The sequence below is a fragment of the Ruegeria sp. BJ3 genome (genome assembly GCF_056535665.1).
Window position 1 is genome coordinate 1,738,023 of sequence record NZ_JBQFIT010000001.1, and the last position, 25,621, is coordinate 1,763,643.

Annotated in this window: 26 protein-coding genes and 3 tRNA genes; 14 read left to right on the top strand and 15 right to left on the bottom strand. The window is 60.5% G+C overall.

The genetic code is table 11. The features are described from left to right. Positions 1-168: 168 nt before the first annotated feature. The gene (gene grxD, locus ACR3EL_RS08735) at positions 169-531 is read left to right on the top strand and encodes a Grx4 family monothiol glutaredoxin (RefSeq protein ID WP_170338767.1); all 363 of its coding nucleotides are present in this window, start codon (positions 169-171) and stop codon (positions 529-531) included. An 8-nt stretch (positions 532-539) separates the two neighbouring features. Here the strand turns inward: grxD and ACR3EL_RS08740 are convergent, their stop codons facing one another. The 3 genes from ACR3EL_RS08740 to ACR3EL_RS08750 are packed head-to-tail and all read right to left on the bottom strand — an operon-like array spanning position 540 to position 1,965. Further along, entirely contained in the window at positions 540-887 is a 348-nt protein-coding gene (locus ACR3EL_RS08740; RefSeq protein WP_480721213.1) for an MliC family protein, read from the bottom strand. Next, complete coding sequence (locus ACR3EL_RS08745) at positions 884-1,279, bottom strand: cell division protein ZapA (protein ID WP_480721216.1); 396 nt, start codon at positions 1,277-1,279, stop codon at positions 884-886. Before ACR3EL_RS08745 ends, ACR3EL_RS08740 begins: the two co-directional genes overlap by 4 nt. Next, on the bottom strand, positions 1,279-1,965 hold the full coding sequence (locus tag ACR3EL_RS08750; RefSeq protein WP_170338773.1) for a hypothetical protein: 687 nt from the start codon (positions 1,963-1,965) through the stop codon (positions 1,279-1,281). Before ACR3EL_RS08750 ends, ACR3EL_RS08745 begins: the two co-directional genes overlap by 1 nt. A gap of 235 nt (positions 1,966-2,200) precedes the next feature. Here ACR3EL_RS08750 and tkt point away from each other — a divergent pair, with 235 nt between their 5' ends. Further along, positions 2,201-4,222, top strand: a complete 2,022-nt coding sequence (gene tkt / locus ACR3EL_RS08755; RefSeq protein WP_480721220.1) for a transketolase — start codon at positions 2,201-2,203, stop codon at positions 4,220-4,222. Between the two features lie 57 nt (positions 4,223-4,279). On the opposite strand, the gene ACR3EL_RS08760 is transcribed toward tkt, so the two are convergent. Further along, complete coding sequence (locus ACR3EL_RS08760; RefSeq protein WP_170357679.1) at positions 4,280-5,251, bottom strand: DUF808 domain-containing protein; 972 nt, start codon at positions 5,249-5,251, stop codon at positions 4,280-4,282. A 182-nt stretch (positions 5,252-5,433) separates the two neighbouring features. Between ACR3EL_RS08760 and gap (ACR3EL_RS08765) the strand changes: the two genes are divergently transcribed. From gap (ACR3EL_RS08765) to gap (ACR3EL_RS08775), 3 genes are all read left to right on the top strand, one after another. Beyond that, the gene (gene gap / locus ACR3EL_RS08765) at positions 5,434-6,435 is read left to right on the top strand and encodes a type I glyceraldehyde-3-phosphate dehydrogenase (RefSeq protein WP_170339356.1); all 1,002 of its coding nucleotides are present in this window, start codon (positions 5,434-5,436) and stop codon (positions 6,433-6,435) included. Positions 6,436-6,506: 71 nt separating this feature from the next. Continuing rightward, on the top strand, positions 6,507-6,650 hold the full coding sequence (locus ACR3EL_RS08770; RefSeq protein ID WP_170419019.1) for a hypothetical protein: 144 nt from the start codon (positions 6,507-6,509) through the stop codon (positions 6,648-6,650). Positions 6,651-6,742: 92 nt separating this feature from the next. Beyond that, positions 6,743-7,747 (top strand): type I glyceraldehyde-3-phosphate dehydrogenase, encoded by a 1,005-nt coding sequence (gene gap / locus ACR3EL_RS08775; protein WP_480721227.1) that lies wholly within the window; start codon positions 6,743-6,745, stop codon positions 7,745-7,747. Here the strand turns inward: gap (ACR3EL_RS08775) and coaD are convergent. From coaD to ACR3EL_RS08790, 3 genes are all read right to left on the bottom strand, one after another. Continuing rightward, on the bottom strand, positions 7,739-8,230 hold the full coding sequence (gene coaD / locus ACR3EL_RS08780) for a pantetheine-phosphate adenylyltransferase (protein ID WP_093961954.1): 492 nt from the start codon (positions 8,228-8,230) through the stop codon (positions 7,739-7,741). The genes gap (ACR3EL_RS08775) and coaD overlap by 9 nt on opposite strands. An 85-nt stretch (positions 8,231-8,315) precedes the next feature. Further along, on the bottom strand, positions 8,316-8,753 hold the full coding sequence (locus ACR3EL_RS08785; protein ID WP_170338783.1) for a CBS domain-containing protein: 438 nt from the start codon (positions 8,751-8,753) through the stop codon (positions 8,316-8,318). 61 nt (positions 8,754-8,814) lie between these two features. After that, positions 8,815-9,717: a LysR family transcriptional regulator gene (locus tag ACR3EL_RS08790; RefSeq protein ID WP_480721231.1), complete on the bottom strand. Its 903-nt coding sequence runs from the start codon at positions 9,715-9,717 to the stop codon at positions 8,815-8,817. Positions 9,718-9,818: 101 nt separating this feature from the next. On the opposite strand from ACR3EL_RS08790, the gene ACR3EL_RS08795 reads away from it, so the two are divergent. Further along, the gene (locus ACR3EL_RS08795; protein WP_093962951.1) at positions 9,819-11,318 is read left to right on the top strand and encodes a CoA-acylating methylmalonate-semialdehyde dehydrogenase; all 1,500 of its coding nucleotides are present in this window, start codon (positions 9,819-9,821) and stop codon (positions 11,316-11,318) included. 221 nt (positions 11,319-11,539) lie between these two features. After that, complete coding sequence (locus tag ACR3EL_RS08800) at positions 11,540-12,136, top strand: L,D-transpeptidase (RefSeq protein ID WP_480721233.1); 597 nt, start codon at positions 11,540-11,542, stop codon at positions 12,134-12,136. A 56-nt stretch (positions 12,137-12,192) separates the two neighbouring features. On the opposite strand, the gene ACR3EL_RS08805 is transcribed toward ACR3EL_RS08800, so the two are convergent. Beyond that, on the bottom strand, positions 12,193-12,669 hold the full coding sequence (locus ACR3EL_RS08805) for a fasciclin domain-containing protein (RefSeq protein WP_170338788.1): 477 nt from the start codon (positions 12,667-12,669) through the stop codon (positions 12,193-12,195). A gap of 76 nt (positions 12,670-12,745) precedes the next feature. After that, complete coding sequence (locus tag ACR3EL_RS08810; RefSeq protein WP_480721236.1) at positions 12,746-13,591, bottom strand: class I SAM-dependent methyltransferase; 846 nt, start codon at positions 13,589-13,591, stop codon at positions 12,746-12,748. A 144-nt stretch (positions 13,592-13,735) separates the two neighbouring features. Between ACR3EL_RS08810 and ACR3EL_RS08815 the strand changes: the two genes are divergently transcribed. After that, positions 13,736-14,851, top strand: a complete 1,116-nt coding sequence (locus tag ACR3EL_RS08815) for a carboxylate-amine ligase (protein ID WP_093961949.1) — start codon at positions 13,736-13,738, stop codon at positions 14,849-14,851. A gap of 3 nt (positions 14,852-14,854) precedes the next feature. On the opposite strand, the gene ACR3EL_RS08820 is transcribed toward ACR3EL_RS08815, so the two are convergent. Continuing rightward, complete coding sequence (locus ACR3EL_RS08820; RefSeq protein ID WP_170389967.1) at positions 14,855-15,712, bottom strand: hypothetical protein; 858 nt, start codon at positions 15,710-15,712, stop codon at positions 14,855-14,857. A gap of 174 nt (positions 15,713-15,886) precedes the next feature. Between ACR3EL_RS08820 and ACR3EL_RS08825 the strand changes: the two genes are divergently transcribed. From ACR3EL_RS08825 to ACR3EL_RS08840, 4 genes are all read left to right on the top strand, one after another. Continuing rightward, a complete protein-coding gene (locus ACR3EL_RS08825) occupies positions 15,887-17,029 on the top strand; it encodes an acyl-CoA dehydrogenase family protein (RefSeq protein ID WP_170338796.1) in 1,143 nt (380 codons plus the stop codon). Positions 17,030-17,036: 7 nt separating this feature from the next. Further along, positions 17,037-18,071 carry an enoyl-CoA hydratase/isomerase family protein gene (locus ACR3EL_RS08830; RefSeq protein WP_480721242.1) on the top strand — a complete coding sequence of 345 codons (1,035 nt, stop codon included), beginning with the start codon at positions 17,037-17,039 and terminating at the stop codon, positions 18,069-18,071. A 3-nt stretch (positions 18,072-18,074) separates the two neighbouring features. Continuing rightward, on the top strand, positions 18,075-18,947 hold the full coding sequence (gene mmsB, locus ACR3EL_RS08835) for a 3-hydroxyisobutyrate dehydrogenase (RefSeq protein WP_480721246.1): 873 nt from the start codon (positions 18,075-18,077) through the stop codon (positions 18,945-18,947). A gap of 102 nt (positions 18,948-19,049) precedes the next feature. Beyond that, complete coding sequence (locus ACR3EL_RS08840) at positions 19,050-19,439, top strand: hypothetical protein (RefSeq protein ID WP_480721249.1); 390 nt, start codon at positions 19,050-19,052, stop codon at positions 19,437-19,439. A 12-nt stretch (positions 19,440-19,451) separates the two neighbouring features. On the opposite strand, the gene uvrA is transcribed toward ACR3EL_RS08840, so the two are convergent. The 5 genes from uvrA to ACR3EL_RS08865 all read right to left on the bottom strand — a co-directional run bounded on the left by uvrA (position 19,452) and on the right by ACR3EL_RS08865 (position 23,625). Then, positions 19,452-22,310 carry an excinuclease ABC subunit UvrA gene (gene uvrA / locus ACR3EL_RS08845; protein ID WP_480721251.1) on the bottom strand — a complete coding sequence of 953 codons (2,859 nt, stop codon included), beginning with the start codon at positions 22,308-22,310 and terminating at the stop codon, positions 19,452-19,454. Between the two features lie 104 nt (positions 22,311-22,414). After that, positions 22,415-22,984, bottom strand: a complete 570-nt coding sequence (locus ACR3EL_RS08850) for a methyltransferase domain-containing protein (protein ID WP_170368387.1) — start codon at positions 22,982-22,984, stop codon at positions 22,415-22,417. Positions 22,985-23,076: 92 nt separating this feature from the next. Continuing rightward, positions 23,077-23,153: transfer RNA gene (locus ACR3EL_RS08855), tRNA-Asp, on the bottom strand. 50 nt (positions 23,154-23,203) lie between these two features. After that, positions 23,204-23,280 (bottom strand) — tRNA-Asp (locus ACR3EL_RS08860). Positions 23,281-23,490: 210 nt separating this feature from the next. After that, entirely contained in the window at positions 23,491-23,625 is a 135-nt protein-coding gene (locus ACR3EL_RS08865; protein WP_260065949.1) for a hypothetical protein, read from the bottom strand. Between the two features lie 211 nt (positions 23,626-23,836). Between ACR3EL_RS08865 and ACR3EL_RS08870 the strand changes: the two genes are divergently transcribed. Beyond that, a tRNA-Val gene (locus ACR3EL_RS08870) sits at positions 23,837-23,911 on the top strand. A gap of 95 nt (positions 23,912-24,006) precedes the next feature. Then, positions 24,007-25,590 (top strand): APC family permease, encoded by a 1,584-nt coding sequence (locus ACR3EL_RS08875; protein WP_480721255.1) that lies wholly within the window; start codon positions 24,007-24,009, stop codon positions 25,588-25,590. The last annotated feature ends 31 nt before the right edge of the window (positions 25,591-25,621 follow it).

Sequence of the window (25,621 nt, forward strand, 5' to 3'; positions counted from 1 at the left end):
CCAACGCTTTGAAACGCAGACCGTGGGAAGCCGACGGCGTGACAAAAGTCAATGTAATCGACGCGGTTCATGCGATGAACCAGCGTACTGAACCAAGAAACTGGTGGCGCAGCCGCCGATCGAAATGACCGCCCGACAGACGGACGAACGCAAACAAGGAAACGCGAAATGACCGACGTTAAGACCCAGATCGACGAGACCGTCAAAAGCAACGATGTGGTGCTGTACATGAAAGGCACCAAAGAAATGCCGCAGTGCGGATTTTCATCTCGGGTGGCCGGTGTTCTGAACTATATGGGTGTCGAATACACCGACGTGAACGTACTGGCGGACGAGGAAATCCGCCAGGGCATCAAGGACTATTCGGACTGGCCGACCGTGCCTCAACTCTACGTCAAAGGCGAATTTGTGGGTGGTTGTGATATCATCACGGAAATGACCCTGTCAGGAGAGCTGGACACGCTGTTCGATGAAAACGGTGTCGCCTACAACAAGGAAGCCGCCGACAAAATCCGCGAGGCAAACGCCTGATCAGCCGCTCAGCGGCTGACACAGTCTTTCAAAATATCGGTTTCGTCGGTGGCTCCGGCCGCCGCGAAACTGACCATCGCGTTCCAGCCTTTCGACCGCAGGGTATACATCCCCTGCCCGTTCACCGACTCGTAGCGGATACCCGAGCCGCTCTGGACCTGGCGCAACGCAATCAACTGACCATCGACGATCATCGCCGCAGCCCCTTCGCCGTCGGAGGGGTTGAAGTATGTCACGGGCAGCTCAACGCCATTTTCGCAGGTGAAGGTCACAGATAGGATGTCAATCTGTGCCAATGCCGGACCCGAGACCGCCCCGACCAACGCCGCCAGGCACAAACTCCGCAAATGTGTCATCTCGCGTTCTTCTCTTCGATCACCGAGGCCAGCGCCTCGGCTCGTGCCGCCATCTCTGCAAGTGTGTCGGTAACCGAGGGCGGGACAACGGCCACTTCGATCCGTTCCGGCTCGGGCGCGGGCGCACTGCGCATACGCTCCAATTCGCCTTCAACTTCGGCCAGCTTCGCCTCGAGTGTCTTGATGCAATCCTCGGTGGCCGCCGCTTTGTCGGCCAGCATAAGCCCCGCCATCAACAGCATCCGCGACTCGGGCATACGGCCAATCTGGTCGGCCATCACCTGGGCCTCATCATCCAGCATCTTCGCGGCTGCGTGCAGAAACGGTTCCTCGCCGTCCTGGCAGGAAACCTCAAATCCGCGCCCGCCGATATGAATGGTAACCTCGGGCATTACTCTACCTCTCCTTCTGCCAGGTTGGCATGGGTCAGCAAAGGCTCAAGCCGTGCCAGAACCGCGTGAGCTTCGGCCGCGTCGGTGGCGCGGGCGGCCCGGGTGGCCTCCAGTTCGGCCACGGTTGCCTTGTTTAGAAGCTCGGCATCGGGAACGCCGTCCTCGGCAGCCTTTCGCAGCTCGTCGACCGCTTCGCGCAATTGGTCATTTGCCTTGCGCAAGCGCTGCAGGTCGTCATCCAGCCGCGACATGGCGGCGCCGTGGCTGGCGCGTTCGGCCCGCAGCATTTCCAGTTCGGCATTCAATTCGGGGATACGCTCGGAATCCTCCAACTGCCGCCGCAGCTCGGAGATCTCGGCCTTCAGCGCTGCACCTTCGTCCTGGTTCTCAAGCGCGGCCTTGGCTTCGGCCAGATCCGCACGCGCGGCCTCGACGGTGGCCAGTTTGGCATTGGACTCGCCCAGTTGGGCGCGCAAAGCGTCGATTTCCTGGTCATGCCGCTCTTTCAGAGACTTCAGGCGCTCTTCCAATTGCGCATTGGCCAACTTTTCCTCGTCCAGAGCGGCGCGCAATTGTCCATCTTCGCTGCTCGAGACCGGACCCGCCGATTGCAACGCCTCGATCCCGGTGCCAATCCGATCCATCGCGGCCATGATGCGTCGCTGTAAGTCTTCGATCTGACTCATTGCCCCTGTCACCTCTTTACCAAGGTTCGTTCTGTTTTTCCGATGGCCGAATCAATACGGCTCGTACCGATACTTAGTCTAACGGAATGTTCGCCAAAATACCCACTCTTTGCTTTCAAAGACTTGAGCAACACTCTTGAAGCGATGGCAATGCGCCGCGCCGGGTTCCGCTTGCACTTTGGGGGGTGGATGGTATTCAGCCCGCAATCTGCCGTAATCCAAAGGAACAACACCCGTGGACCTGACTGCGCTGCGCAATGCCAACCCTGAACACTGGGCGAAGGCTGCGGCCATTCGCACCCTGACCCTTGATGCTGTCGCCGCCGCCAATTCCGGCCATTCCGGAATGCCGATGGGCATGGCCGACGTCGCGACCGTGTTGTTTGAAAAACACCTGAAATTCGACGCCTCGGCCCCAAACTGGCCTGACCGCGACCGGTTCATCCTGTCGGCTGGCCATGGCTCGATGCTGATTTATTCCCTGCTCTACCTGACGGGCAACAGCGCAGTTACTCTGGACGAGATCAAGAACTTCCGCCAACTGGGCGCGAAAACCGCCGGCCACCCGGAAAACTTCCTGATTGACGGTGTCGAAACCACCACTGGTCCTCTTGGGCAAGGAATTGCCAATGCCGTCGGTTTTGCGATGGCCGAAGAAATCCAGCGGGCCCATTACGGCAAAAAGGTTGTCGACCACTACACCTATGTAATCGCCGGTGACGGCTGCCTGATGGAAGGTGTCAGCCAGGAGGCCATCACCCTGGCCGGTCGGCACGAGCTCAGCAAGCTGATCGTGTTCTGGGACAACAACAACATCACCATCGACGGCACCGTGGACATCGCCGACCGCACTGATCAGGTGCGCCGGTTCGCCGCTTCGGGCTGGCATGTGATCGAGATTGACGGCCATGACCCCAAGGCCATCGATGCGGCGATTGTGCAAGCAAAGGCGTCGAAGAAACCGACCATGATCGCCTGCGAAAGCCATATCGCGCTGGGTCATGCCGCGCAGGATACCTCGAAAGGTCACGGCGCTCTTACCGATGCCGAACAGCTGAAAGCCGCGAAAGAAGCCTATGGCTGGCCTTATGGCCCGTTCGAAATCCCCGCCGAGGTGAAATCGGCCTGGGAAGCGATCGGCGCGCGTGGCGCAATGGAACGGAAGGCATGGGAAGAGCGGTTTGCCCAACTGTCCGAGCGCAAGCAGGCCGAGTTCAACCGCGCTTATGCTTTCGAGGCGCCGAAAAAGCTGGCCGGCGCAATCCGTACCTTCAAAAAGCAGGTCTCCGAGGATCAACCCAAGCTGGCCACCCGCGCCTCGTCGGAAAAGGTGCTGAACGTCGTGAACCCGATCATGACCGAGACGGTCGGCGGTTCGGCGGACCTGACCGGGTCGAACAACACCAAATCAGCCGATATGGGCGTGTTCCTGCCGGAAAACCGCAAGGGCCGCTATATCCACTATGGCATCCGTGAACACGGCATGGCCGCGGCGATGAATGGCATGGCGCTGCATGGTGGCATCCGTCCCTATGGCGGCACCTTCATGGCCTTCACCGACTATGCGCGTCCGTCGATGCGCCTGGCCGCGCTGATGAAGATACCCAGCGTTTTCGTGATGACCCATGACTCGATCGGACTGGGCGAGGACGGCCCGACGCACCAGCCGGTAGAACACCTGGCGATCTCGCGCGCAACGCCGAACACCTATGTGTTCCGCCCCGCCGACACCGTCGAGACCGCCGAGGCCTGGGAACTGGCGCTGACCTTCAAGGACAGCCCCTCGGTTCTGTCGCTGACCCGCCAGGGCGTTCCGACCTTGCGCACTCAGCACAAGGCCAAGAACCTGACCGCCCAGGGCGCCTATGTTCTGGCCGAGGCCGAGGGCAAGCGTCAGGCGATCCTGATCGCCACCGGGTCCGAGGTGTCGCTGGCCATGGAGGCCAAGGCGATGCTCGAGGCCAAAGGGATCGGCACCCGCGTTGTTTCGATGCCCTGCATGGAGCTGTTCGCCGAGCAGGACGAAGCCTATCGCAAGAAGGTCCTGCCCGCCGGCCCCGTCCGCGTCGGTATCGAGGCCGCCGTCCGTGCCGGCGGCTGGGACCGCTGGCTGCTGGGCGAGCGTGGCCGCGAGGCCAAGGCCGGTTTCATCGGCATGTCGAGCTTTGGCGCGTCCGCTCCCGCAGGCGAACTGTACAAGCATTTCGGCATCACCGCCGAGGCGACGGTTACCAAGGTCAAGGAATTGCTGGGCTGATCCAGCCGATCTGAGCAATCAAAGGGCGGCCATCGTGCCGCCCTTTTCTTTTGGACCTCAATGGTCGGCTGTCTGCTCTGCCTTTTTGGGCCACAGCGGTGCGATGACCTTGGTCGCCAACGGGATCAGAACGAACCCCCAGGCCAGCCCGAACACGCCGTCCATCGCAGCCTTGCTGATCCACTCCACCGCGCCGACCCATTGATCGGACACGGCATGACCGGCCGCATAGGCCCAATCGTGGATGTGGTGCCCCAGCCAGCCAAAGCCCAGCACCTCGAGCCCATGGATCATGATCGAGCCGCCGACCCACAGCATCGCCGCCGTACCCACGACTGACAGGGTCTTCATGACCTTTGGCATCGCCTTGACCAGCCCGCGACCCAGCCCGCGGCCAATCGGCGTTGGCGCGTTCTTTGCCAGATAAAGACCGACATCATCCATTTTGACGATCAACGCGACCGAGCCATAGACGGCAACCGTGACACCGATCCCCACCACGGCCAGCGTTGCGGCCTGCATCCAGACATTCGGGGCCTCGATTGCAGAAAGAGCGATGGTCATGATCTCGGCCGACAGGATGAAATCGGTCTTGATCGCCCCTTTGATCTTCTGCTCCTCCAGATGACCCGGATCACGGACGTTCATGTCCTCTTCGATCACGTGGCTGCCATGCGGGAACAGCACGTGAAAAATCTTCTCGGCGCCCTCGAAACACAGGTATGAGCCGCCGATCATCAGCAAGGGCGTTATCAGCCACGGCGCGAAGTTCGCCAGCAACAGCGCCACAGGCAGCAGCAGAATGACCTTGTTGAACATCGACCCGCGCGCGATGCGCCAGATGATCGGCAACTCGCGCGCTGGAGCAAACCCTTGGACGTATTTCGGCGTAACGGCCGCGTCATCGATGATCACACCGGCGGTCTTGGCCCCCGCCTTGCCGGCAGCCGCCGCAACATCGTCGACCGAGGCCGCCGCCACCTTGGCGATTCCCGCCACATCGTCCAACAGGGCCAGCAAACCGCTCATGCCGCATCCTTTCCGTTCATCTGTCGCACTTTGGACCCTAACCGATCCGACAGCTAGCGCAAGCGTTAGCGCAACCACGCCAAGTTTGCGCTAACACATTGCAAATATGGTATTTTCCATCTTTTTAGATGGACCGATCATCGCTATATCGCCCGGAACACAAGCGGATTTGGAGACGTCACATGACCATCAAGGTCGGCATCAATGGTTTTGGCCGCATCGGCCGCTGTACCCTGTCGCACATCGCCGCGTCAGGCCGCAACGACATCGAAGTGATCAAGGTCAACGCCACCGGACCGCTTGAAACCTCGGCGCATCTGCTGAAATACGACAGCATCCACGGCCGCTTTCCACGCGATGTCTCGATCAGCGGCAACACGATGGACCTGGGTCGCGGGCCTATGCAGATGTTTTCGACCTACGACATGAACGAGCTGGACTGGGAAGGCTGTGACGTCGTTCTGGAATGCACCGGCAAGTTCAACGACGGGCTGAAGGCGAAAACACACCTTGAACGTGGCGCTCAAAAGGTTCTGCTGTCGGCTCCGGGCAAGAACGTGGACAAAACGATCGTGTTCGGCGTCAACCACAACAGCCTGACCGCCAACGACAGGATGGTGTCGAATGGCTCGTGCACCACGAATTGCCTTGCCCCGCTTGCCAAGGTTCTGGACGAAGGCATCGGCATCGAAAACGGCATCATGACCACGATCCACGCCTATACCGGCGACCAGCCCACGCTGGATCGCCGCCACAGCGACCTGTACCGCGCCCGCGCCGCCGCCATGTCGATGATCCCCACCAGCACCGGTGCCGCCAAGGCGCTGGGTGAGGTTCTGCCGAACCTCAAGGGGCGCCTGGACGGTTCGGCCATTCGCGTGCCCACGCCGAACGTGTCCGCCGTCGACCTGACCTTCCGCGCCGCGCGCGAAGTGACCGTCGACGAAGTCAACGCCATCGTCGCCGAGGCCGCCAAGGGGCCGATGCAGCGCGTTCTGGGCTATGAACCCGCCCCCCTGGTGTCGACCGATTTCAACCACACCGAAGAAAGCTCGATCTTCGCGCCCGACCAGACCCGCGTCGTGGACGGACGTATGGTTCGTGTGCTGGCGTGGTATGACAACGAATGGGGCTTCTCGGTACGCATGGCCGATGTGGCCGTCGCCATGGGACGGCTTAACTGATCTCATCAAGACCGCTTGAACCGCGTCGCCCGCTCAGGTTATCTGAGCGGGCTTTTTTGTTCGGAGCAGCAATGACAAACCAAATCGCGATCTGGCTGGGAGTCCTCATCCTTGGTGGTCTGATGCTGGATTTCGCGCTGTTTGGAACCGAGCATCTCCTGTTCCTCGGCAAGAAGTTTTACGAGTTTCTCGACTGGGTCGCGTTCTGGCGCTGACAGAGGTTTTGCTTGACATTTTCGCCTGACTGCCTTTGTTAGCGCTAACTGATTTCAATCGCGGCTTAGCGGCCATTCAGACGGAGCGCGACATGACACTCAAACTTGCTATCAACGGATTTGGACGGATCGGACGCGGCGTCCTGCGCGGCCTGATGGAAAGCGGTCGTACGGATGTGCAGATCGTCGCGATCAACGACCTCGCCAAGCCGGAAATGAATGCGCATCTGTTCGAGTTCGACAGCGTGCATGGCCGCTACGCCAAGCCGGTCACCCTGACCGAGGCCGGACTGGACGTAGGCGCGGGCCCGATCCGGCTGACCAGCGAGCGCGACCCCGAGGCGCTGGATTGGTCGGACGTGGATGTGGTTCTGGAATGCACCGGCGTGTTCCGCACGCGCGAAGCTGCATCTCGCCATTTCAAGAACGGCGCGAAAAAGGTTCTGATCTCGGCGCCGGCGCGCGGGGATGGCGAGGTTAAAACCGTGGTGTTCGGCGTGAACGACCACGAGCTGACCGCCGCCGACACCGTGGTTTCCAACGCATCCTGCACCACCAACTGCCTGTCGCCGGTCGCTGCCGCGCTGGATGCTGGCCTGGGTATCGTGCACGGCAACATGACCACGGTGCACGCCTATACCGCCAGCCAGCCGGTGCATGACGCCGCCGGCAAGGACCCGTACCTGTCGCGCGCGGCTGCCCTGTCAATGATCCCGACCACCACTGGCGCCGCCTCGGCTGTGGGGCTGGTTCTGCCGCAACTGCAGGGCAAGCTGACCGGTCAAGCGATCCGGGTTCCCACCCCCAACGTCTCGGTCGTCGATCTCGTGGTCGAGGTATCGCGCCCCACCACCGAAGACGAGGTCAACGCCCTGTTCACCGAGGCAGCGGCCAAGATCCCGACCGTTCTGGCCGCGGAAACCCGCCCGTTGATCTCGATCGATTTCAACCACGATTCCCACAGCTCGACCGTGTCGCTGGCCGAAACCAAAGTGACCGACGGCACGCTGGTTCGCGTTCTGGCCTGGTACGACAATGAGTGGGGTTTCTCGAACCGGATGCTGGACACCGCTGCCGCGATGGGCGCCCTAGCCTAACCGCTCTTTCAGCGCGATATTGACCTGGGGCGTGACGAATTTCGACACGTCCCCACCCAGCCGGGCGATTTCCTTGACCAGCTTCGAGGCGATCGCCTGGTGTCGAGCTTCGGCCATCAGGAACACGGTCTCGATAGAATCGTCGAGCGCCCGGTTCATCCCAACCATCTGAAATTCATATTCGAAATCGGCAACAGCACGCAGGCCGCGTACGATGATCTGCGCCCCTACGTCCCGGGCGCAGTCTATCAGCAGGTTTTCGAACGGATGCGCAACAATTTCAGTGCCGGTCTGTTCGGTCAGGTAGGCGCATTCCGCCTCAATCATGGCCACCCGCTCTTCGAGCGAGAACAACGGACCCTTGTCGCGGTTGATCGCGACGCCAATCACCAGCTTGTCGACCAGCATGGCTGCCCGGCGGATGATATCGATATGACCCATGGTGATGGGGTCAAAGGTTCCCGGATATAATCCAACCCGCATCGCGCCCTCCTGAGCAAGAAAATTTCTGCGCAAGCAAACACAAGTTTTCCGCAGCTGCAAGAGGCCGCAATGTCGTCAGATGGGGCTAGTGCCCCATGATCATGCCCTGCAGGGCATCTTTTTCCATGGCCAGTTCGGACAATTGCGCTTTTACGACGTCGCCCAGAGTGACGATCCCAATCAGTTTGCCATCTTCGACAATCGGCATGTGGCGGAACCGACCTTCGGTCATGCGAGCAAGAACGTCCTGCACCTTGTCCTGTTGGGTGGCGGTCACCAGTTTCTTGGTCATGTAGGCGCTTACCGGCTGTGTCAGGCACCCGCTGCCACTGGCGGCCAATTCCCGCACGATATCGCGTTCCGAGAGGATGCCGGCTGCGGTTTCGCCCTCGTCCTCCGATACGATCACAGTACCAATGCGCTTATCGGCCAGAATCTTTGCCGCGTCGGACACGGTCATCGAAGGCGCCACCGTCACAACCCCGTCCGTCGACTTGGACTTCAGAATGGCCTGTACAAGCATGGGCAATACCTCCGAAATAATTTTCCCGTTTTCCAAAGCGTTGCCCGATTAGATCAGCCTGTCAAGCTTGGGCTTCGGCTTCCAGCCGCGCAACTTCGTCGCGAATTCCCCGGCTGAGCGCATCTGCAAATCGGTTCAACCGTTCGTTGCGTTGATCACCCTGATGGCGAACCAGGTGAAAGCTGCGCGTCAGACTGACTTGATCCGTCAGAATTTTTTTCAGCTGAGGATGGAATGGCAACGTGAAGTCATGCGCGATACACACCCCGGTACCCAGCGAGGCTTGCCGCAGTTGCACCGAGACCGAGTTCGATGCAAGTGGGACACGATCAATACCCAGATCGTTGAGGTAATCGAGCTCGCGGTCGAAGATCATGTCCGGGATATAACCGATCATGCGGTGACCCTTCAGGTCACCGACCGAGCGAATGGGACCATGCCGCGAAAGATAGTCGGCGCTTGCCACCAGATGCAGCTTGTAGTCGCTGATCCTTTGCACCAGCAGCTTGCCGGCCGTCGGGGCGCTGACGGTTATGGCCATATCCGCCTCGCGGCGCGACAGGTTGATGATCCGCGGCAAGGCCAGGATCTGTATGTCCAGGTCCGGATTCGAGTCGCTGATTTTGGCGCAGACTTGCGGCAGCAGATAGTTGGCGCTTCCGTCCGGAGCACCAATCCGGATTTGACCGCTCAGCGACTTGGTCGCGCCTTCCATCGCGCCAGCCGCTGCGCGCATCGCCTCTTCAGCGCCTTGAGCGTGCTCGAACAGTCGCTCTCCGGCCGAGGTCAGTACGTAGCCCTGCGGTGACTTCGTGAAAAGCGGCGCTTTCAGTGCCGACTCCAACCGGGAAACCCGCCGCCCAACTGTCGCCGGGTCGATCTTGAGCAACCGCCCGGCCGAAGACAGGCTTTCCTCGCGCGCGACCGCCAGGAATACGCGCATGTCATCCCAGTTCGGATCCATCCCCACCCCTGCATTTTTGCAAAACTCTTTTGGGATATTGCCTCTGTTCATGAGATTTATGCAAGCCTATGCTGCGCGCAAATTCAGCGGAGGAGTTTGCGATGCAAGACCTGACCCATTTCATCAACGGTGAATACACGCCCGGCACATCCGGTCGATTTGACAACGTCTTCAACCCCGCCACGGGCGAGGTTCAGTACAAATGCCCGATGGCCAGCGCCGCCGAGACGACAGCTGCAATCGAACACGCCGCTGCAGCCCAGCCCGCATGGGGCGCGACCAACCCGCAAAAGCGCGCCCGCGTAATGATGCAGATGGTCCACCTGATGCATCGCGACATGGACAAGCTGGCCGAAGCGCTGAGCCGCGAGCACGGCAAGACTCTGCCCGATGCCAAGGGTGATCTGCAGCGCGGGCTCGAGGTGATCGAATACTGCATCGGCGCTCCGCAGATGCTGAAGGGTGAGTTCACCGACAGCGCGGGCCCCGGCATTGACATGTATTCCATGCGCCAGCCGCTGGGCGTTGTCGCCGCCATCATGCCGTTCAACTTCCCGGCCATGATGCCCCTGTGGCATGTCGGCCCTGCACTGGCCTGCGGCAACGCGGTAGTGCTGAAGCCCTCGGAGCGTGACCCTTCGGTACCGCTGATGCTGGCCGAACTGTTCGTCGAGGCCGGTCTGCCCAAAGGTGTGTTCCAAGTCGTCAACGGCGACAAGGAAGCCGTGGATACACTGCTGGACAGCGAGATCATTCAGGGTGTGTCCTTCGTCGGCTCGACCCCCATCGCGCAGTACATCTATTCGCGCGCCACGGCGAACGGCAAACGCGCCCAGTGTTTTGGCGGGGCCAAGAACCACATGATCGTGATGCCCGACGCCGACCTGGATCAGGCCGCCGACGCCCTGGTGGGCGCCGGTTTCGGCGCTGCCGGCGAACGCTGCATGGCCGTTTCGGTGGCGGTTCCGGTGGGCGAGGAAACCGCTGACGCGCTGATCGAGAAGTTGGTGCCGCGCATCGAAAAGCTGAAAGTCGGCCCCTATACCGCGGGCGACGACGTCGATATGGGGCCGGTCGTGACCGCCGCCGCCAAAGAACGCATCCTGGGCCTGATCAATTCGGGCGTGGAACAGGGCGCGAAACTGGTCGTCGACAACCGCGACTTCAAGCTGCAGGGCTATGAAGACGGTTTCTTTGTCGGCCCCCACCTGTTCGACCATGTCACCCCTGACATGGACATCTACAAGCAGGAGATCTTCGGCCCCGTTCTGTCCACCGTCCGCGCCGGATCCTACGAAGAGGCGCTGAAGCTGGCGATGGACCATGAATACGGCAACGGCACCGCGATCTTCACCCGCGACGGCGACACCGCCCGTGATTTCGCCAGCCGGGTCAATATCGGCATGGTTGGCATCAACGTCCCGATCCCGGTGCCGCTGGCCTACCACACCTTCGGCGGCTGGAAGAAATCCATGTTCGGAGACCTGAACCAGCACGGCCCAGACAGCTTCAAGTTCTACACCCGCACCAAGACCGTGACGTCGCGCTGGCCGTCGGGCATCAAAGAAGGTGGCGAGTTCAACTTCAAAGCGATGGATTAACAGACTGAATTTAAGAACAAAGGTCGCCCTAAATTGGGGCGGCCTTTTTGTCCGCAGGCAAACCCAATCCGCCAACCGCCGCCTTGTACCGCTTCTGCTTGGCAAAAAACTGCGCAAGTCTGGACGCGTTCACGAGAATTTCAGCACCGACCTCTGGCTTCACCTCTCTGCTCGGCATAAATTGGCCGGAAATTCGAGCAGTCAGTCGCCAGGAGGCCATCGTGACAACCAGAATTTCCCGCCGCTCGGCCCTTTTGGGTGTAGCATACGTATTGGCGTCGCCGACCTTTTTGCGGGCGCAGAGCCAGGACGCCTTCCCTCAGAGCGAAGAGGCGATCAGTACTCAGCTTCCCGTTCGCCGCAACGTATCGTCCTTTTCCAAGCAGGACTGGCAGGATCACTTCGATGAACTGGGCGTGGGCTGCTTGCTGGCAGATGTAACCAGCCGGGCGGTGCATTATTGGGGTCCTGACGGTACCTACAAACTGTACCCCAGCTCGGTTCCCATGAGCGAAGAGCTGACCAAACGTGGCTACACCGAAGTCGTGCGCAAAGCGGAAAATCCCAGCTGGACGCCGACCGCATCGATGCGCGAGCGCGATCCCAGCCTGCCGGTCCGCATGGAAGGTGGAGATCCGGGCAACCCACTTGGCACCCGCGCCATGTACCTGTCCTGGCCGGCTTACCTGGTGCATGGCACACATGACACCCGCAAGATCGGACGCCAAAGTTCATCCGGGTGCATCGGGTTGTACAACCAGCATGTCGAGGAACTGTATCCTCTGGTCCAGATCGGAACAAAAGTCAGACTGCTTTGAAACGACAAAGCCCCGGCCGATCGACCGGGGCTTTGATTTTGTGGCGAGTGGCTTGATTACTCGGGGATCAGAACCGTGTCGACGACGTGGATGACACCGTTGCTTGCCTCGATGTCGGCCTGAACAACATTCGCTCCGTCGACCTTGACACCATTCTTGGCATTGACGCTCAGACGTTCGCCCTGAACTGTCAGGACCTTCGCGCGCTTACCAGCAATGTCACCCGACATCACTTTTGCCGGCACAACGTGATAGGTCAGGATGGCGACCAATTGATCTTTGTTTTCAGGCATCAGCAGCGTCTCGACAGTGCCCTCGGGCAGAGCGGCGAACGCTTCATCGGTGGGCGCGAACACCGTGTAGGGGCCTTTGCCCTTCAGCGTGTCCACCAGACCGGCGGCCTGAACAGCGGCAACCAGCGTGTTGAACGACCCGGCCGAAACTGCGGTGTCCACGATGTCTGCGGCTTGGGCTTTCATCGGCAGTGCGAGTGCGACGGCGGCTGCGGCACCCATGAATGTACGACGGAACATGTTTAGTCTCCTCTCCAGCGTGATATGGAAAGGGGTACGCGCGCTTTCAAAAAGCGGATCACGAAAAAATTCAGCTTTACCGCTTCTGAACCCAGATACTCTGCGCTCGGCCTTCTGTCAGAAAGGGCAAGGCTTCGACGGCATCGGGACGCGCCTGCTGAAGGTAGTAACCAGGCCAAAGCATTGAAAAAGAACCAGATTGCAGCAACGCGTGCAGCATGTACTGCTCGCCCCAACCCGGGCAGTCATAGAAAAACCGTTTGGGGTATTCATAGGGCAAAAAAACATCGTGGACATGGATCACGACGCCTGGTTTCAGGTTCGGAATGATGCGGCAGAAAAGATGCGCTACGTCATTGCTCATGCGCACGACATGGCTCGAGTCGATGAAAAGAACGTCACCGGCCTCGAGCTGATCGAACACGGATGCGTCGACCTCTTCCAGTCGTTTCTGTTCGAATTGATCAACCACATGCGCGATGTCTGCGCGCGGATACGGGTCAACCGCCGTGATCCGGGTTTCCAAGCCACCATCAAGAACGGCCTGCCGGGTTACTCGGGTGGAGTTTCCACATCCGACCTCGACGACGCGTTTCGGCTTGAACCGTCGGATCATCAAGTACAGAGCATCGGCGTCCGGACTGTCGTAGTACCCGTTTCCGATCCGGTAGCCGGTCTGGTTCCGCTCAGGATCCTTCAAAACAGCCAGTGCTTCGGCATGGACCGTATATTCGGCGACCAGTTCGGCAATATCGAACCCTTCCATCCCGGGTGACAGGGCATAGGCCGGTCGGGTCAGGCCGCCGGCCCGCTCGAATGCTTCAAGCCGTGCCCGCTCATCCCGCTCGGGGGCCTTGTCGATCAACCGTGTGCCGAACCTGTCCAAGAATGCATTTAGCTTCGGGAATTTCCTGGGTTTCACGACACTCGGCTCCGATTATCTGTCTGGCTTCTGCGGTGCTTACCGTCGGCACCCGGGTCAGCGCAAGGTCGATGGCGCCAAAGCCTTGGCAAAAGAGCGGATTCCGTATTCACTGAATCTGAAGAGGGAACGGGAGGCCCGCACATGCAGCAGGATTTCACGATCGGCATCGAAGAGGAATACCTGCTTGTCGATCGCGACAGCTTGCAGCTGGCTCAGGCGCCCGAGGCATTGATGAAGTCCTGCCAGGCGGACTTTGAGGGCCAGGTCAGCCCGGAATTCCTGCAATGCCAGATCGAGGTTGGAACCCGCCCGCATACCACGGTCAAATCCGCACGAGAGGACCTCAGGCGGCTGCGGTCCGGTGTCGCCAAGCGCGCCGCCGAGCACAACATGGCACCGATCGCCGTGTCCTGCCACCCGTTTGCAGATTGGAAAGACCAGCATCATACGCGCAAGGAACGCTATGACAACCTGCAACATGCCCTCGGCGGCGTGGCCCGCCGGATGCTGATCTGCGGCATGCACGTGCATGTGGGCGTCGAGGATGAGGCGCTGCGAGCCGACCTGATGCCACAGCTCAGCTATTTCCTGCCGCATCTGCTGGCGCTTTCAACCTCCTCACCATTCTGGAACGGACAGGATACCGGGCTGTCGTCCTATCGCCTCACGGTGTTCGACAACCTGCCCCGCACCGGCCTGCCCCCCATTTTTGGCAGTTGGTCCGAATACGAGCGCACCACCGGTGTCCTGGTCGAATTGGGTGTAATAGAGGATACCTCGAAAATCTGGTGGGACCTCCGACCGTCGCACAGCTATCCGACTCTCGAGACGCGGATCATGGATGTGCAGCCTCGCATGGAACACGCGCTGTCGCTGGCGGCCATGGTACAGGCATTGACCCGAATGCTCTGCCGTCTGAAAGACCGCAACCTGCGCTGGCGGCAATATGATCGGTTCCTGATCGGCGAAAACCGTTGGCGAGCGCAGCGCTACGGTGTGGGTGAAGGGCTTATCGACTTCGGAGACCGCTCGATCAAGCCGATGCCCGACCTGATGGGCGAGTTGATGGGCATGTTGGCCGAAGATGCCGAAGCATTGGGCACCATGGCCGAGTTGGCCCGTTTGCGTCAGATCGCCGAGAGCGGCACCTCAGCCACGCGACAGCGTCGCGTTCACGCCGAAGCGCTGGCCAATGGCGACGATCCGGGCCAGGCGGTGGTCCGGCACCTGATTGACGAATTCCACGCTGATCTCTGACTCTCACACCGCATTGAGGATCTGTCTGATCCGGTCGGCCACGGGCTCGTACAGGCTGCGGGCTTTCCAATACCCATTGTGCGAAAACGGATTCCATCCGGTGAAGATATTCCCGACCCGGATTGCCTGGTCGGTGATCTCCCCCGTTCCGACAAGCTGCCCATAGCTGGGCGCGATCGGTCCAAGGGGGAAGCCAAGAACGTCGTGCTTGTCATAATAGTTCTGCCACCAGTTATGGAATTGCAGGGTCAATGGCAATTCCTGGTTGGGGCGTTGGATCGGCGTGATGTCCTGTTCGGGATAGGCGAACAGAAAGATCGGGATGTTGCAGCCAAACGTGACCAGCCCGGCCACTGTCTGCATGTCTTCCACCGGAACACCGTGCTGCGGCAATCCACCGTGGCGCAGATGGCGCTGAAGGTCATAGATGTAGTTCGACATGATATGCCCACCCAGGGAATGGGCGACGATCAGGATGGGGGCACGCTCGCCGATCTGAAACCGGACGATGCGTATCACCTGCGCAACTCGTTCATGGATTGCGGCATAGGTTTTGTCGCTGCCGTCGGGGGTCGGGCGATAGGATGCCGCGTCAGACAGGTTGCATACAACGAAACGGCGCGTGCGGTCATAGCCAGTATAGGGGCTTATGCTGTTCAGATAGTCCATCTGCCGCCCCTGCAGGATTTGCGCCCAGATCACCTCGTGCCAGGCAACTTTGCTCATGTCCTGCCCCAACTGCCGCCCCACCCGGTCGTGCAAGTCGCTCGAAAACGTCGGCACCGAGGACGGCTGGTTCGGCCCGACCGACTGGCTGCCCATTCCGTGTATCGCAACCACGGCCATCTTGTAATTCGACATCCACAACTCCGATCAATCAATAAAACGAATGGCTCAGCATAACCGCCTTTTGGCAATCACCCAAATCCGGCGCACGTGCATCACGGGGTTTGCTCAGCGTGAAAAATTTCTGTAAGGATTGCGCAATAAATAAACAGTCGTTCAATTCACGTCGCCACAAGGGGGAGACCGGCCATGGATTTCGCGCTGACCGAGGAACAGACGGCCATTTTCGATATGGCCTACGCGTTCGGGCAAGAACAGATCGCACCTTTCGCCCGCCAGTGGGAGGCCGAGGGCACCATACCCAAGGATCTGTGGCCCAAAGTCGGCGAACTGGGCTTTGGCGGGCTCTATGTGTCCGAGGAAAGCGGCGGTTCGGGCCTGACCCGTCTGGACGCCACGCTGGTGTTCGAGGCGCTGTCGATGGCCTGCCCCTCGGTCGCGGCCTTTCTGTCGATCCACAACATGTGCGCCAAGATGCTGGACAGCTTTGCAAGCGATGAATTGAAATCGCGCATCATGCCCGACGTTCTCAGCCTGAACACGGTGCTCAGCTATTGTCTGACCGAACCGGGCTCGGGCTCGGACGCGGCCGCGCTCAAGACGCGGGCCGAGCGCACCAACGAGGGCTATACGCTGAACGGCACCAAGGCCTTCATCTCGGGCGGCGGCTATTCCGATGCCTATGTCTGCATGGTGCGCACAGGCGGCGACGGGCCCAAGGGGATCTCGACCGTCTATGTCGAGGATGGCACACCGGGCCTCAGCTTCGGCGCACTGGAACAGAAGATGGGCTGGAAAAGCCAGCCCACCGCGCAGGTCCAGTTCGACGACTGCAAGATTCCGGCCGAAAACCTTGTCGGGACCGAGGGCGACGGGTTCAAATACGCGATGATGGGCTTGGACGGTGGGCGCCTGAACATCGCCTCATGCTCGCTGGGCGCGGCGCAGGCGGGGCTGGATATGACGCTGCAATACATGTCCGAACGCAAGGCCTTCGGCCAGACAATCGATCAGTTCCAGGCCCTGCAATTCCGGCTGGCCGACATGGAGATCGAACTGCAGGCCGCCCGCACTTTCCTGCGTCAGGCCGCATGGAAGCTGGATCAGGGCGCGCCCGACGCCACCAAATTCTGCGCGATGGCCAAGAAATTCGTGACCGAGACCGGATCGAAAGTGGTCGATCAGTGCCTGCAGTTGCATGGCGGCTACGGCTATCTGGCCGACTACGGCATCGAAAAGCTTGTGCGCGATCTGCGGGTGCATCAAATTCTGGAAGGCACGAACGAGATCATGCGCGTGATCGTCGCCCGCCAACTGCTCGCCCATCGCTGAGGTTTCCATGTCCGATATCGACATCCGCACCACGGGCCGCGCCGGCCGGATCACCCTGACCCGGCCCAAGGCCCTGAATGCGCTGAGCTATGAGATGTGCATGGCCATCGACACCGCCCTGCGCAATTGGCGCGAGGATGACGAGGTCGATCTGGTCATCCTTGATGCCGAGGGCGAAAAGGCCTTTTGCGCGGGCGGAGACATCGCCGAGTTGTACACAACGGGCACCAAGGGCGACTATGCCTATGGGCAGAAGTTCTGGCGGGATGAATACCGCCTGAACGCGATGATCTTCGAGTATCCCAAGCCGGTGGTCAGCTTCCTGCAGGGCTTTACGATGGGCGGCGGCGTAGGCATCGGCTGCCATGGGACACACCGGATCGTCGGCGAAAGCTCGAAGATCGCGATGCCCGAATGCTCGATCGGGCTGGTGCCGGATGTGGGTGGGTCGCTGCTGCTGGCGCTGGCGCCGGGGCGGCTGGGCGAATATCTGGGCGTCACCGGCGCGCGCATGGGTCCGGGCGACGCGATCTATGCCGGGTTCGCAGACCACTTCATCCCGCAGAAGCAATGGCCCGACATGATCGAGATGCTCGAGGCCTCGGGCCAGGCCGACCTGCTGGCCGAACACGCCGCCCCTGCCCCGGACCGCACCTTGCCGCAGGACGACATCGACCGTTTCTTCGGTGGTGAAACCCTGGGCGACGTACTGACCGACCTGCGCAATGGCGACACCGAATTCACGCGCGGCGCGCTCGAGGCGATGGGCCGCAATTCGCCGCTGTCCATGGCCTGCGCGATTGAGATGCTGCACCGCCTGCGCGGCCCCGCCCTGACCATGCGCAAGGCGCTGGAGCTGGAATACCGCTTTACCTTCCGGTCGATGGAGCATGGCGACTTTCTCGAAGGCATCCGGGCGCAGATCATCGACAAGGACCGCAACCCGAAATGGCAGTTTGCGGACATGAACGTACCGGCCGCGGCGGTATCACGGATGCTGATGCCGCTGGGCGCGGACACGCTGACATTCGAGGAGGAGTGAAACATGAAGATCGGATTCATTGGCCTGGGCAACATGGGCGCGCCGATGGCGGCCAATCTGGCCAAGGCCGGTCACGACGTGACCGGATTCGACACCGCGGGCGTGTCGGTCGAGGGCGTGACCAAGGCTGAAACGGCCATTGATGCTGTCCGCGGGGCCGAGGCGGTCATCACCATGCTGCCCAATGGCGACATCCTGCGCGCGGTGGCCGATCAGATCATTCCGCACATGGAGAAAGGCGCGGTGTTCATCGACTGCTCGACCGTCGATGTGGACAGCGCCCGCGCCGTGGCGAACCAGGCCGAACAGGCCGGGCTTCTGGCCGTGGACGCGCCCGTTTCGGGCGGAATCGGTGGCGCGGCCGCAGGCACGCTGACCTTCATGGCCGGTGGCTCGGACGCGGCCTTTGCCAAGGCGGCCCCGCTGTTCGACATCATGGGCCAGAAGGCGGTGCATTGCGGCGCGGCGGGCGCCGGTCAGGCCGCCAAGATCTGCAACAACATGATCTTGGGCGTCACCATGATCGCCACTTGCGAGGCCTTTGCCTTGGCCGACAAGCTCGGTCTGGATCGGCAGAAGATGTTCGACGTGGTCAGCACCTCGTCGGGCTACAGCTGGACAATGAACGCCTATTGCCCCGCTCCCGGTGTCGGGCCGCAAAGCCCCGCCGACAACGGCTACAAGCCCGGTTTCGCTGCCGAACTGATGCTCAAGGACCTGCGGCTCAGCCAGCAGGCCGCCGAAAGCGCCGATGCGGACACGCCGATGGGCCAGATCGCCACAGCCCTGTACGAACAGTTCGTCGAATCCGAAGACGGCAAGGGCATGGATTTCTCGGCCATGCTGCCTCGGTTCGAAAAGCGCGGCCGCAGCTGAGCTTGGGCGGCATTTCGCCGCCCGAGGCTTGCACTTCGGGCGGGCATTCCAAAATACTGGGAAACGCGGCATGACGGCGCGACGAACCGAGAGGAAACGCCCATGAAGACACTTTTGCATATTGCACTGCTTGCCGGCCTGTCACTGACCCCGGTCGCGACGCTGGCTGACAACGGCAAAGGCAAGGGAAAGAACAAGGACACGCTCTCGGTCGAGCGCGTGGCCCCGCAGAAAGGCGCAAAATCCGTTGCCAACTGCCCGCCCGGGTTGGCCAAGAAGGCCGTGCCCTGCGTCCCGCCCGGCCAGGTCAAGAACTGGTACAAGGTCGGCGACCGGATTGATCGCGACTATGTCTGGATCGACGATCCGTACCGCTATGGTCTGAAACGCGGCGGCAACTACGTTCGCGCGGGCGACTACGTTTACAGCATTGACCCCGATACGCGCAAAGTGCTGAACCTGATCGGCGCGGTGGCCGATATTCTGTACTGACGCGCAGGCAGCCTACTCGGCCGCCACGCGTTCGGGGTTCAGCATCGGCTTGAGGTATCGCCCGGTGTGGCTGCGCTCACATTCGGCGACCTCTTCCGGGGTGCCCACGGCCACGATCTCGCCGCCGCCATCGCCACCCTCGGGGCCGATGTCGATGATCCAGTCGGCGGTTTTCACCACGTCCAGATTGTGCTCGATCACGACGACAGTATTGCCCTGATCGACCAGTTCATGCAGCACTTCCAACAGCTTGCGCACGTCTTCAAAATGCAGGCCGGTTGTGGGTTCGTCCAGAATGTACAAGGTCCGGCCCGTCGAACGTTTTGCCAGCTCTTTCGACAGCTTGACCCGCTGCGCCTCGCCGCCCGACAGAGTCGTAGCCTGCTGGCCGACCTTGATGTAGCCTAGCCCGACCCGAGCCAGCGCATCCATCTTGTCGCGGATCGAAGGTACGGCCTTGAAGAACTCCTGCGCGTCCTCAACCGTCATGTCCAGAACGTCGGCGATGGACTTTCCCTTGAACTTGATCTCGAGCGTCTCGCGGTTGTAGCGCGCACCCTTGCAGGTCTCGCAAGTAACATAGACGTCGGGCAAGAAATGCATCTCAATCTTGATGACCCCGTCGCCCTGGCAGGCCTCGCAGCGCCCGCCCTTGACGTTGAAGCTGAACCGCCCGGGCTTGTAGCCCCGCGCCTTCGCTTCGGGCAGCCCTGCGAACCAGTCGCGGATCGGGGTGAAGGCGCCGGTATAGGTGGCCGGGTTCGACCGTGGCGTGCGCCCGATGGGCCGCTGGTCGATGTCGATCACCTTGTCCAGATGTTCGAGCCCTTTGATCGTTTCGCAGGGCGCAGGCGTCTGACGCGCGCCGTTCAGACGCATCGAGGCGGTCTTGAACAGCGTCTCGATCGTCAAGGTCGACTTGCCGCCGCCGGACACTCCGGTCACGCAGACGAACTTGCCCAGCGGAAACTCGGCCGTCACGTCTTTGAGGTTGTTGCCCGAAGCCTTTGCAACCGTTACCTTTTTCTTGTTCCCCTTGCGCCGCTCTGCGGGCACCGGAATTTCCCGCGCCCCCGACAGATACTGCCCCGTGATCGAGGCCGCATCGGCCGCGATCTGCTCGGGTGTGCCGTGACTGACCACCTGCCCGCCATGCACGCCGGCACCGGGGCCGATGTCGAACACATAGTCGGCCTCGCGGATGGCTTCCTCGTCGTGTTCGACGACGATCACGGTATTGCCCTGATCGCGCAGGTTCTTCAACGTACCCAAAAGGCGGTCATTGTCGCGCTGATGCAGCCCGATCGAGGGTTCGTCCAGCACGTAAAGCACCCCGGTCAGGCCCGAGCCGATCTGGCTGGCCAGCCGGATGCGCTGGCTTTCGCCACCTGACAGGGTGCCACTTGAACGAGATAGCGTAAGGTACTCCAAACCTACGTTATTCAGAAATCCCAGCCGCTCGCGGATCTCTTTGAGAATCGCGCGGGCGATCTCGTTCTTCTGGGCGCTCAGGTGGTTCGGCGCGTCCTCTACCCAGGCCAGAGCCTCTTTGATCGACATCTCGACCACCTGGCCAACATGCAGCCCTGCGATCTTGACGGCCAACGCCTCGGGTCGCAGTCGATAACCCTCGCAGGTGTGGCAGGGACGGTTGTTCTGATACCGCTCGAATTCCTCGCGGATCCACGCGCTGTCGGTTTCGCGATAGCGGCGCTCCATGTTCGGGATCACGCCTTCAAAGCTGCGGGTCACCTGATAGACCCGTCCGCCTTCGTCATAGCGGAACTGGATTTCATCATCGCCCGAGCCATGCAGAAACACCTGCTGCACATGCGCCGGAAGGTCCTTCCACGGCGTGTTCTTGTCGAACTCATAGTGGCGCGCGATCGCCTCGATCGTCTGCAGGAAATAGGGCGACTTACCCTTGCGCCACGGGGCCAGCGCACCGTCATACAGTTTCAGCGTTTGATCGGGCACCACAAGCCGTTCGTCGAAAAACAGCTCGACCCCCAGCCCGTCGCAATCCGGGCAAGCCCCAAAAGGCGCGTTGAACGAAAACAGGCGCGGTTCGATCTCGGGGATGGTGAACCCACTGACCGGACAGGCAAAGTTCTCGGAGAACGTGATGCGCTCGGGCTCGCCCTCGCGCGGGGCGGTCTCCAGTATCGCGATGCCATCGGCCAGGTCCAGCGCGGTGCGCAGGCTGTCGGCCAGGCGGGTCTCCATCCCCTCGCGCACGACGATCCTGTCAACGACCACGTCGATGTCATGGCGGAACTTCTTGTCCAGCGTCGGCGGCTCGTCCAGTTCGTAGAACTGGCCATCGACCTTGACGCGCTGGAACCCCTGCTTGCGCAGTTCCAGAAACTCTTTCTTGTATTCACCCTTGCGGTCACGAACGATGGGCGCCAGCAGATAGCCTCGGGTGCCCTCCTCCATCGCAATGATCCGGTCGACCATGTCCTGCACCTGCTGGGCTTCGATCGGCAAACCGGTGGCAGGGCTGTAGGGCGTGCCTGCGCGCGCGAACAGCAGGCGCAGATAATCATAGATCTCGGTCACCGTTCCCACGGTCGACCGCGGGTTCTTCGACGTGGTCTTCTGCTCGATCGAGATCGCTGGGGACAGGCCGCTGATGTGATCCACATCGGGCTTTTCCATCATGTCCAGAAACTGGCGCGCATAGGCTGACAGGCTTTCGACATAGCGGCGCTGGCCCTCGGCATAGATCGTGTCGAACGCCAAGGACGACTTGCCCGATCCGGACAGGCCCGTGACGACAACCAGCTGATCGCGCGGAATGTCCACGTCGATGTTTTTCAGGTTGTGCTCGCGCGCGCCGCGCACCTCGATATTCTTCAGCTCAGCCATCCAGGCCCCCAACACACAAGTGTCCTAGAGATAGGCGAGCGACGCTGAGTCTCCAACCGAAAAGTTAGAACAAAGTGTGAACGAGCAGATTTTCTCCGCTTGGGTCACCCGTCTTCGGGCTTTCGCGCCATGGCCCAGGCACAGATCGGAAAATCCGGGTCGTTTTCCAGACTGTCGGTTTCAGGGTCATAGACGGGCGGCCAGACCGGTTCGAGGTTGCGCAAAGCCGCCTGACGGTTGCCCCATTGTGCGGCCTGAATACTTTCCGGATCAAAGCCACATTCGGTCAGCAGGTTGCGCAATCCCCGCGCTGACCAGCGCGAACAGTCGTGCGGTGCGGCATGGAATGGGATGAAGAACGGCACGGCCAACCAAAACCACCCTCCCGGCCGCAGCATTTCGAGCACGTTCAGAGTGGCTTCATAGGGCCGGTCAAGATGTTCCCAGACCTGGTTGGCCAAGATCAGATCGAATTGTCGAACCTCAGCACGCTCATCCATCAGCGGGCCTTTGCAGATATCGTGCTGACGATGCCAGATCTGGGTATGGCTGCGAAACCCGAACTGCGTTCCCCATTTTCCCGAAATTTCGGCGCAATCCAGCGCCTCGGGCCCCAGACTCCCTATCCATTTCTTGCTTTGACGAACCATGACGACGCGGTTCAAGCTGACCATCGAAAACCCCGACTGCGTGCTACCTGCCGTGACCTATTGTCCAGAAAAGCAAAACTGTGTCCACAGGGAACGCAACGACTTTTGAGGAGAAGTGGCGCGGTTGACGGGGCTCGAACCCGCGACCCCCGGCGTGACAGGCCGGTACTCTAACCAACTGAGCTACAACCGCGCATTAGGGTCTATGTCTATCCGTTTGCCTGGATCAAAGGCTGGCAGCGATGGCGCGGTTGACGGGGCTCGAACCCGCGACCCCCGGCGTGACAGGCCGGTACTCTAACCAACTGAGCTACAACCGCCCGCTGCCCGTTCATTGCTGAACGTTGGGGTGTATTATGGCTACGCCCGGGCATCGTCAAGCGGCGTTTTCAAGTTTTTTGCACGAACCGGAAAATTTGTTCCCGAGCGCGTTTGGCATGCTCCTTTGGGATAGCGCCGGCGCGGAGACACCCTAACCCTTGGTTGCCATCGCCGAGCCGCAACAAAACGGCGAACTTGCCAACGAATAGTCAGACGGCAGATTCTACTGCTAACAATTGCCCTGCAAAATCCCCCTCGACACAAATCGCTTGGCTTTCATAGCCGTCCACGTTGCAGTCGTTTCCTAGTTCCGGGACGAATTCAGCGATCAGTGTCTGGTTCATACCAAGGCTTCATTTGTTTCGGTTTCAATCTGGCGCAGCTGGCTCGCTGCATTAACCGCATTTGGGCTGCGCCACTTGTTAGACGCTCAAAACTATCGGACAGGGAAAAAGCCCAGTCACAGGACCCAAACGGTCTTGTCCGGATATGGAAAAAAACCGCATGCCTCCCCTCTTGCAGCCGGATAGAAAGCACTGTAATACGCCGCCCTACGGGTGATTAGCTCAGTGGTAGAGCGCTTCGTTCACATCGAAGATGTCAGGAGTTCAAATCTCTTATCACCCACCATTCCCTCACTTTTTCAATGCTTGAAACGGATGAGACTCGGCGTCTATCCTTGAGTTCGGGCCGGTGCAGCACCGGCATGGCAATCAGGGACATGCATGGCCGAACTAAAGCGCGACATCGGCCTGGTGGGTCTGACATTCATATCTGTCGGAGGAATCATTGGCTCAGGATGGCTGTTCGGGCCGCTTCTGGCCGTTCAGCACGCAGGCCCCGCGGCCGTTTTGTCCTGGGTCATCGGGGCCGTCGCAATGTTCATTCTGGCCATCACATTCGCCGAAATCTCTGCCATGTTGCCGATCCCCGGAGGGATCGCTCGGGTTCCGCAGTTTTCACACGGCAATATCGTCGCCATGACGATGGGTTGGACTGCCTGGATCGGGTACAACACGACCGCTCCGATCGAGGTCGAGGCGATGCTGTCCTACCTCGCACCCTATGCACGCTGGCTGCATGCGCCATCTGGTGACCTGACCGCGCCCGGACAGGCTGTGGCCTTGGCATTCATGGTGTTCTTCGTCCTGATCAACATGCTTGGCGTAAAGTTCTTTGCGCGGGTCAACACAATGATAACAAGCGCAAAAGTGGTCATTCCAATCCTGTTGTCCGTGGTGCTGATCCTTTCACGTTTCAATGCCGAGAACTTTACGCAGCCCGAGGGGTTCGCACCGTATGGGCTCAAGGGAATAATGGCCGCCGTTTCGACCGGTGGTGTAATCTTCTCGTTCATCGGGTTCAGGCATGTGGTCGACATGGCAGGCGAGGTGCGAAACCCGAAATTCGACATTCCGGCGGCGCTTGTATTGTCGATCATCATGTGTGCGGCGATCTATCTGGGCCTGCAGATCGCTTTCATCGGCTCGCTCGACCCTCAGATGCTGGCGCAGGGCTGGGCCAAGCTGAGTTTTGCCGGAGAAGGCCCTTTGGACGGGGTCATAATGTCCGTCGGGATATTGTGGTTCATCAGCATCCTCAACGTCGGCTCGGTGATCGGGCCGTTCGGAAACGCCCTCGTGGCCACCGGTTCGAACGCTCGGATCGCGATGGCCCTGTCGCAGAACGGGTTTCTGCCCGCGCGCATCCGACACCTGTCGGCATTTGGCGTGCCCATCTGGGCGCTGGTGCTCAACTTCCTGATTGGCACTCTTTTCCTTTTGACCATTCCCTTTGAGACGGTGATCGCCCTGAACGGGGCAGCGATCGTCCTGTCCTTCGCCGTCGGCCCCATCGCCGTTGTATGCCTGCGCAGCCTATTGCCAGACAGGCCCCGCTCGATCCGCGTTCCAGCGGTTGGTTTTGTCGGAATGCTGGCCTTTGCGATTGCAACTCTGATCGTCTACTGGAGCGGCTGGGATACGGTCTGGCGCCTGGGCATCACCCTTCTGATCGGACTGCTCCTGCTTTTGGCGCGGTTTCGGGGACGCCTGGAACAGATGGATCTCAAACAGGCCTTGTGGCTCGCGCCCTATCTGGCTGGACTGGGGTTGATCTCGTTTCTTGGTCAATTCGGAGACGGCGCGCTGCACCTGATCGCGTTCGGGTGGGACATCTTGTTGTGCACCCTGCTGTCATCGACCATTTTTTGGATCGCAGTCCGGTCCGCCCTGCCCCCTGAGAAATTCCAGCGCTACATAGACGAGGAAGAAGTTCTGGACCCATCAAAACCTGTAATCGGGCTTTGAATCAGAAAGAGCGGGGATTTTTCCCCGCCCT

Coding starts and splice junctions, on each gene's coding strand:
- ACR3EL_RS08815 (WP_093961949.1), top strand. CDS start 13,736: ATGCAGCAGGATTTCACGATCGGCATCGAAGAGGAATACCTGCTTGTC.
- ACR3EL_RS08760 (WP_170357679.1), bottom strand. CDS start 5,251: ATGAGCGGTTTGCTGGCCCTGTTGGACGATGTGGCGGGAATCGCCAAG.
- ACR3EL_RS08745 (WP_480721216.1), bottom strand. CDS start 1,279: ATGCCCGAGGTTACCATTCATATCGGCGGGCGCGGATTTGAGGTTTCC.
- gap (WP_480721227.1), top strand. CDS start 6,743: ATGACACTCAAACTTGCTATCAACGGATTTGGACGGATCGGACGCGGC.
- mmsB (WP_480721246.1), top strand. CDS start 18,075: ATGAAGATCGGATTCATTGGCCTGGGCAACATGGGCGCGCCGATGGCG.
- grxD (WP_170338767.1), top strand. CDS start 169: ATGACCGACGTTAAGACCCAGATCGACGAGACCGTCAAAAGCAACGAT.
- uvrA (WP_480721251.1), bottom strand. CDS start 22,310: ATGGCTGAGCTGAAGAATATCGAGGTGCGCGGCGCGCGCGAGCACAAC.
- ACR3EL_RS08740 (WP_480721213.1), bottom strand. CDS start 887: ATGACACATTTGCGGAGTTTGTGCCTGGCGGCGTTGGTCGGGGCGGTC.
- coaD (WP_093961954.1), bottom strand. CDS start 8,230: ATGCGGGTTGGATTATATCCGGGAACCTTTGACCCCATCACCATGGGT.
- ACR3EL_RS08830 (WP_480721242.1), top strand. CDS start 17,037: ATGTCCGATATCGACATCCGCACCACGGGCCGCGCCGGCCGGATCACC.
- ACR3EL_RS08795 (WP_093962951.1), top strand. CDS start 9,819: ATGCAAGACCTGACCCATTTCATCAACGGTGAATACACGCCCGGCACA.
- ACR3EL_RS08820 (WP_170389967.1), bottom strand. CDS start 15,712: ATGTCGAATTACAAGATGGCCGTGGTTGCGATACACGGAATGGGCAGC.
- ACR3EL_RS08875 (WP_480721255.1), top strand. CDS start 24,007: ATGGCCGAACTAAAGCGCGACATCGGCCTGGTGGGTCTGACATTCATA.
- gap (WP_170339356.1), top strand. CDS start 5,434: ATGACCATCAAGGTCGGCATCAATGGTTTTGGCCGCATCGGCCGCTGT.
- ACR3EL_RS08865 (WP_260065949.1), bottom strand. CDS start 23,625: ATGAACCAGACACTGATCGCTGAATTCGTCCCGGAACTAGGAAACGAC.
- ACR3EL_RS08825 (WP_170338796.1), top strand. CDS start 15,887: ATGGATTTCGCGCTGACCGAGGAACAGACGGCCATTTTCGATATGGCC.
- ACR3EL_RS08790 (WP_480721231.1), bottom strand. CDS start 9,717: ATGGATCCGAACTGGGATGACATGCGCGTATTCCTGGCGGTCGCGCGC.
- ACR3EL_RS08785 (WP_170338783.1), bottom strand. CDS start 8,753: ATGCTTGTACAGGCCATTCTGAAGTCCAAGTCGACGGACGGGGTTGTG.
- ACR3EL_RS08850 (WP_170368387.1), bottom strand. CDS start 22,984: ATGGTCAGCTTGAACCGCGTCGTCATGGTTCGTCAAAGCAAGAAATGG.
- ACR3EL_RS08840 (WP_480721249.1), top strand. CDS start 19,050: ATGAAGACACTTTTGCATATTGCACTGCTTGCCGGCCTGTCACTGACC.
- ACR3EL_RS08770 (WP_170419019.1), top strand. CDS start 6,507: ATGACAAACCAAATCGCGATCTGGCTGGGAGTCCTCATCCTTGGTGGT.
- ACR3EL_RS08805 (WP_170338788.1), bottom strand. CDS start 12,669: ATGTTCCGTCGTACATTCATGGGTGCCGCAGCCGCCGTCGCACTCGCA.
- ACR3EL_RS08750 (WP_170338773.1), bottom strand. CDS start 1,965: ATGAGTCAGATCGAAGACTTACAGCGACGCATCATGGCCGCGATGGAT.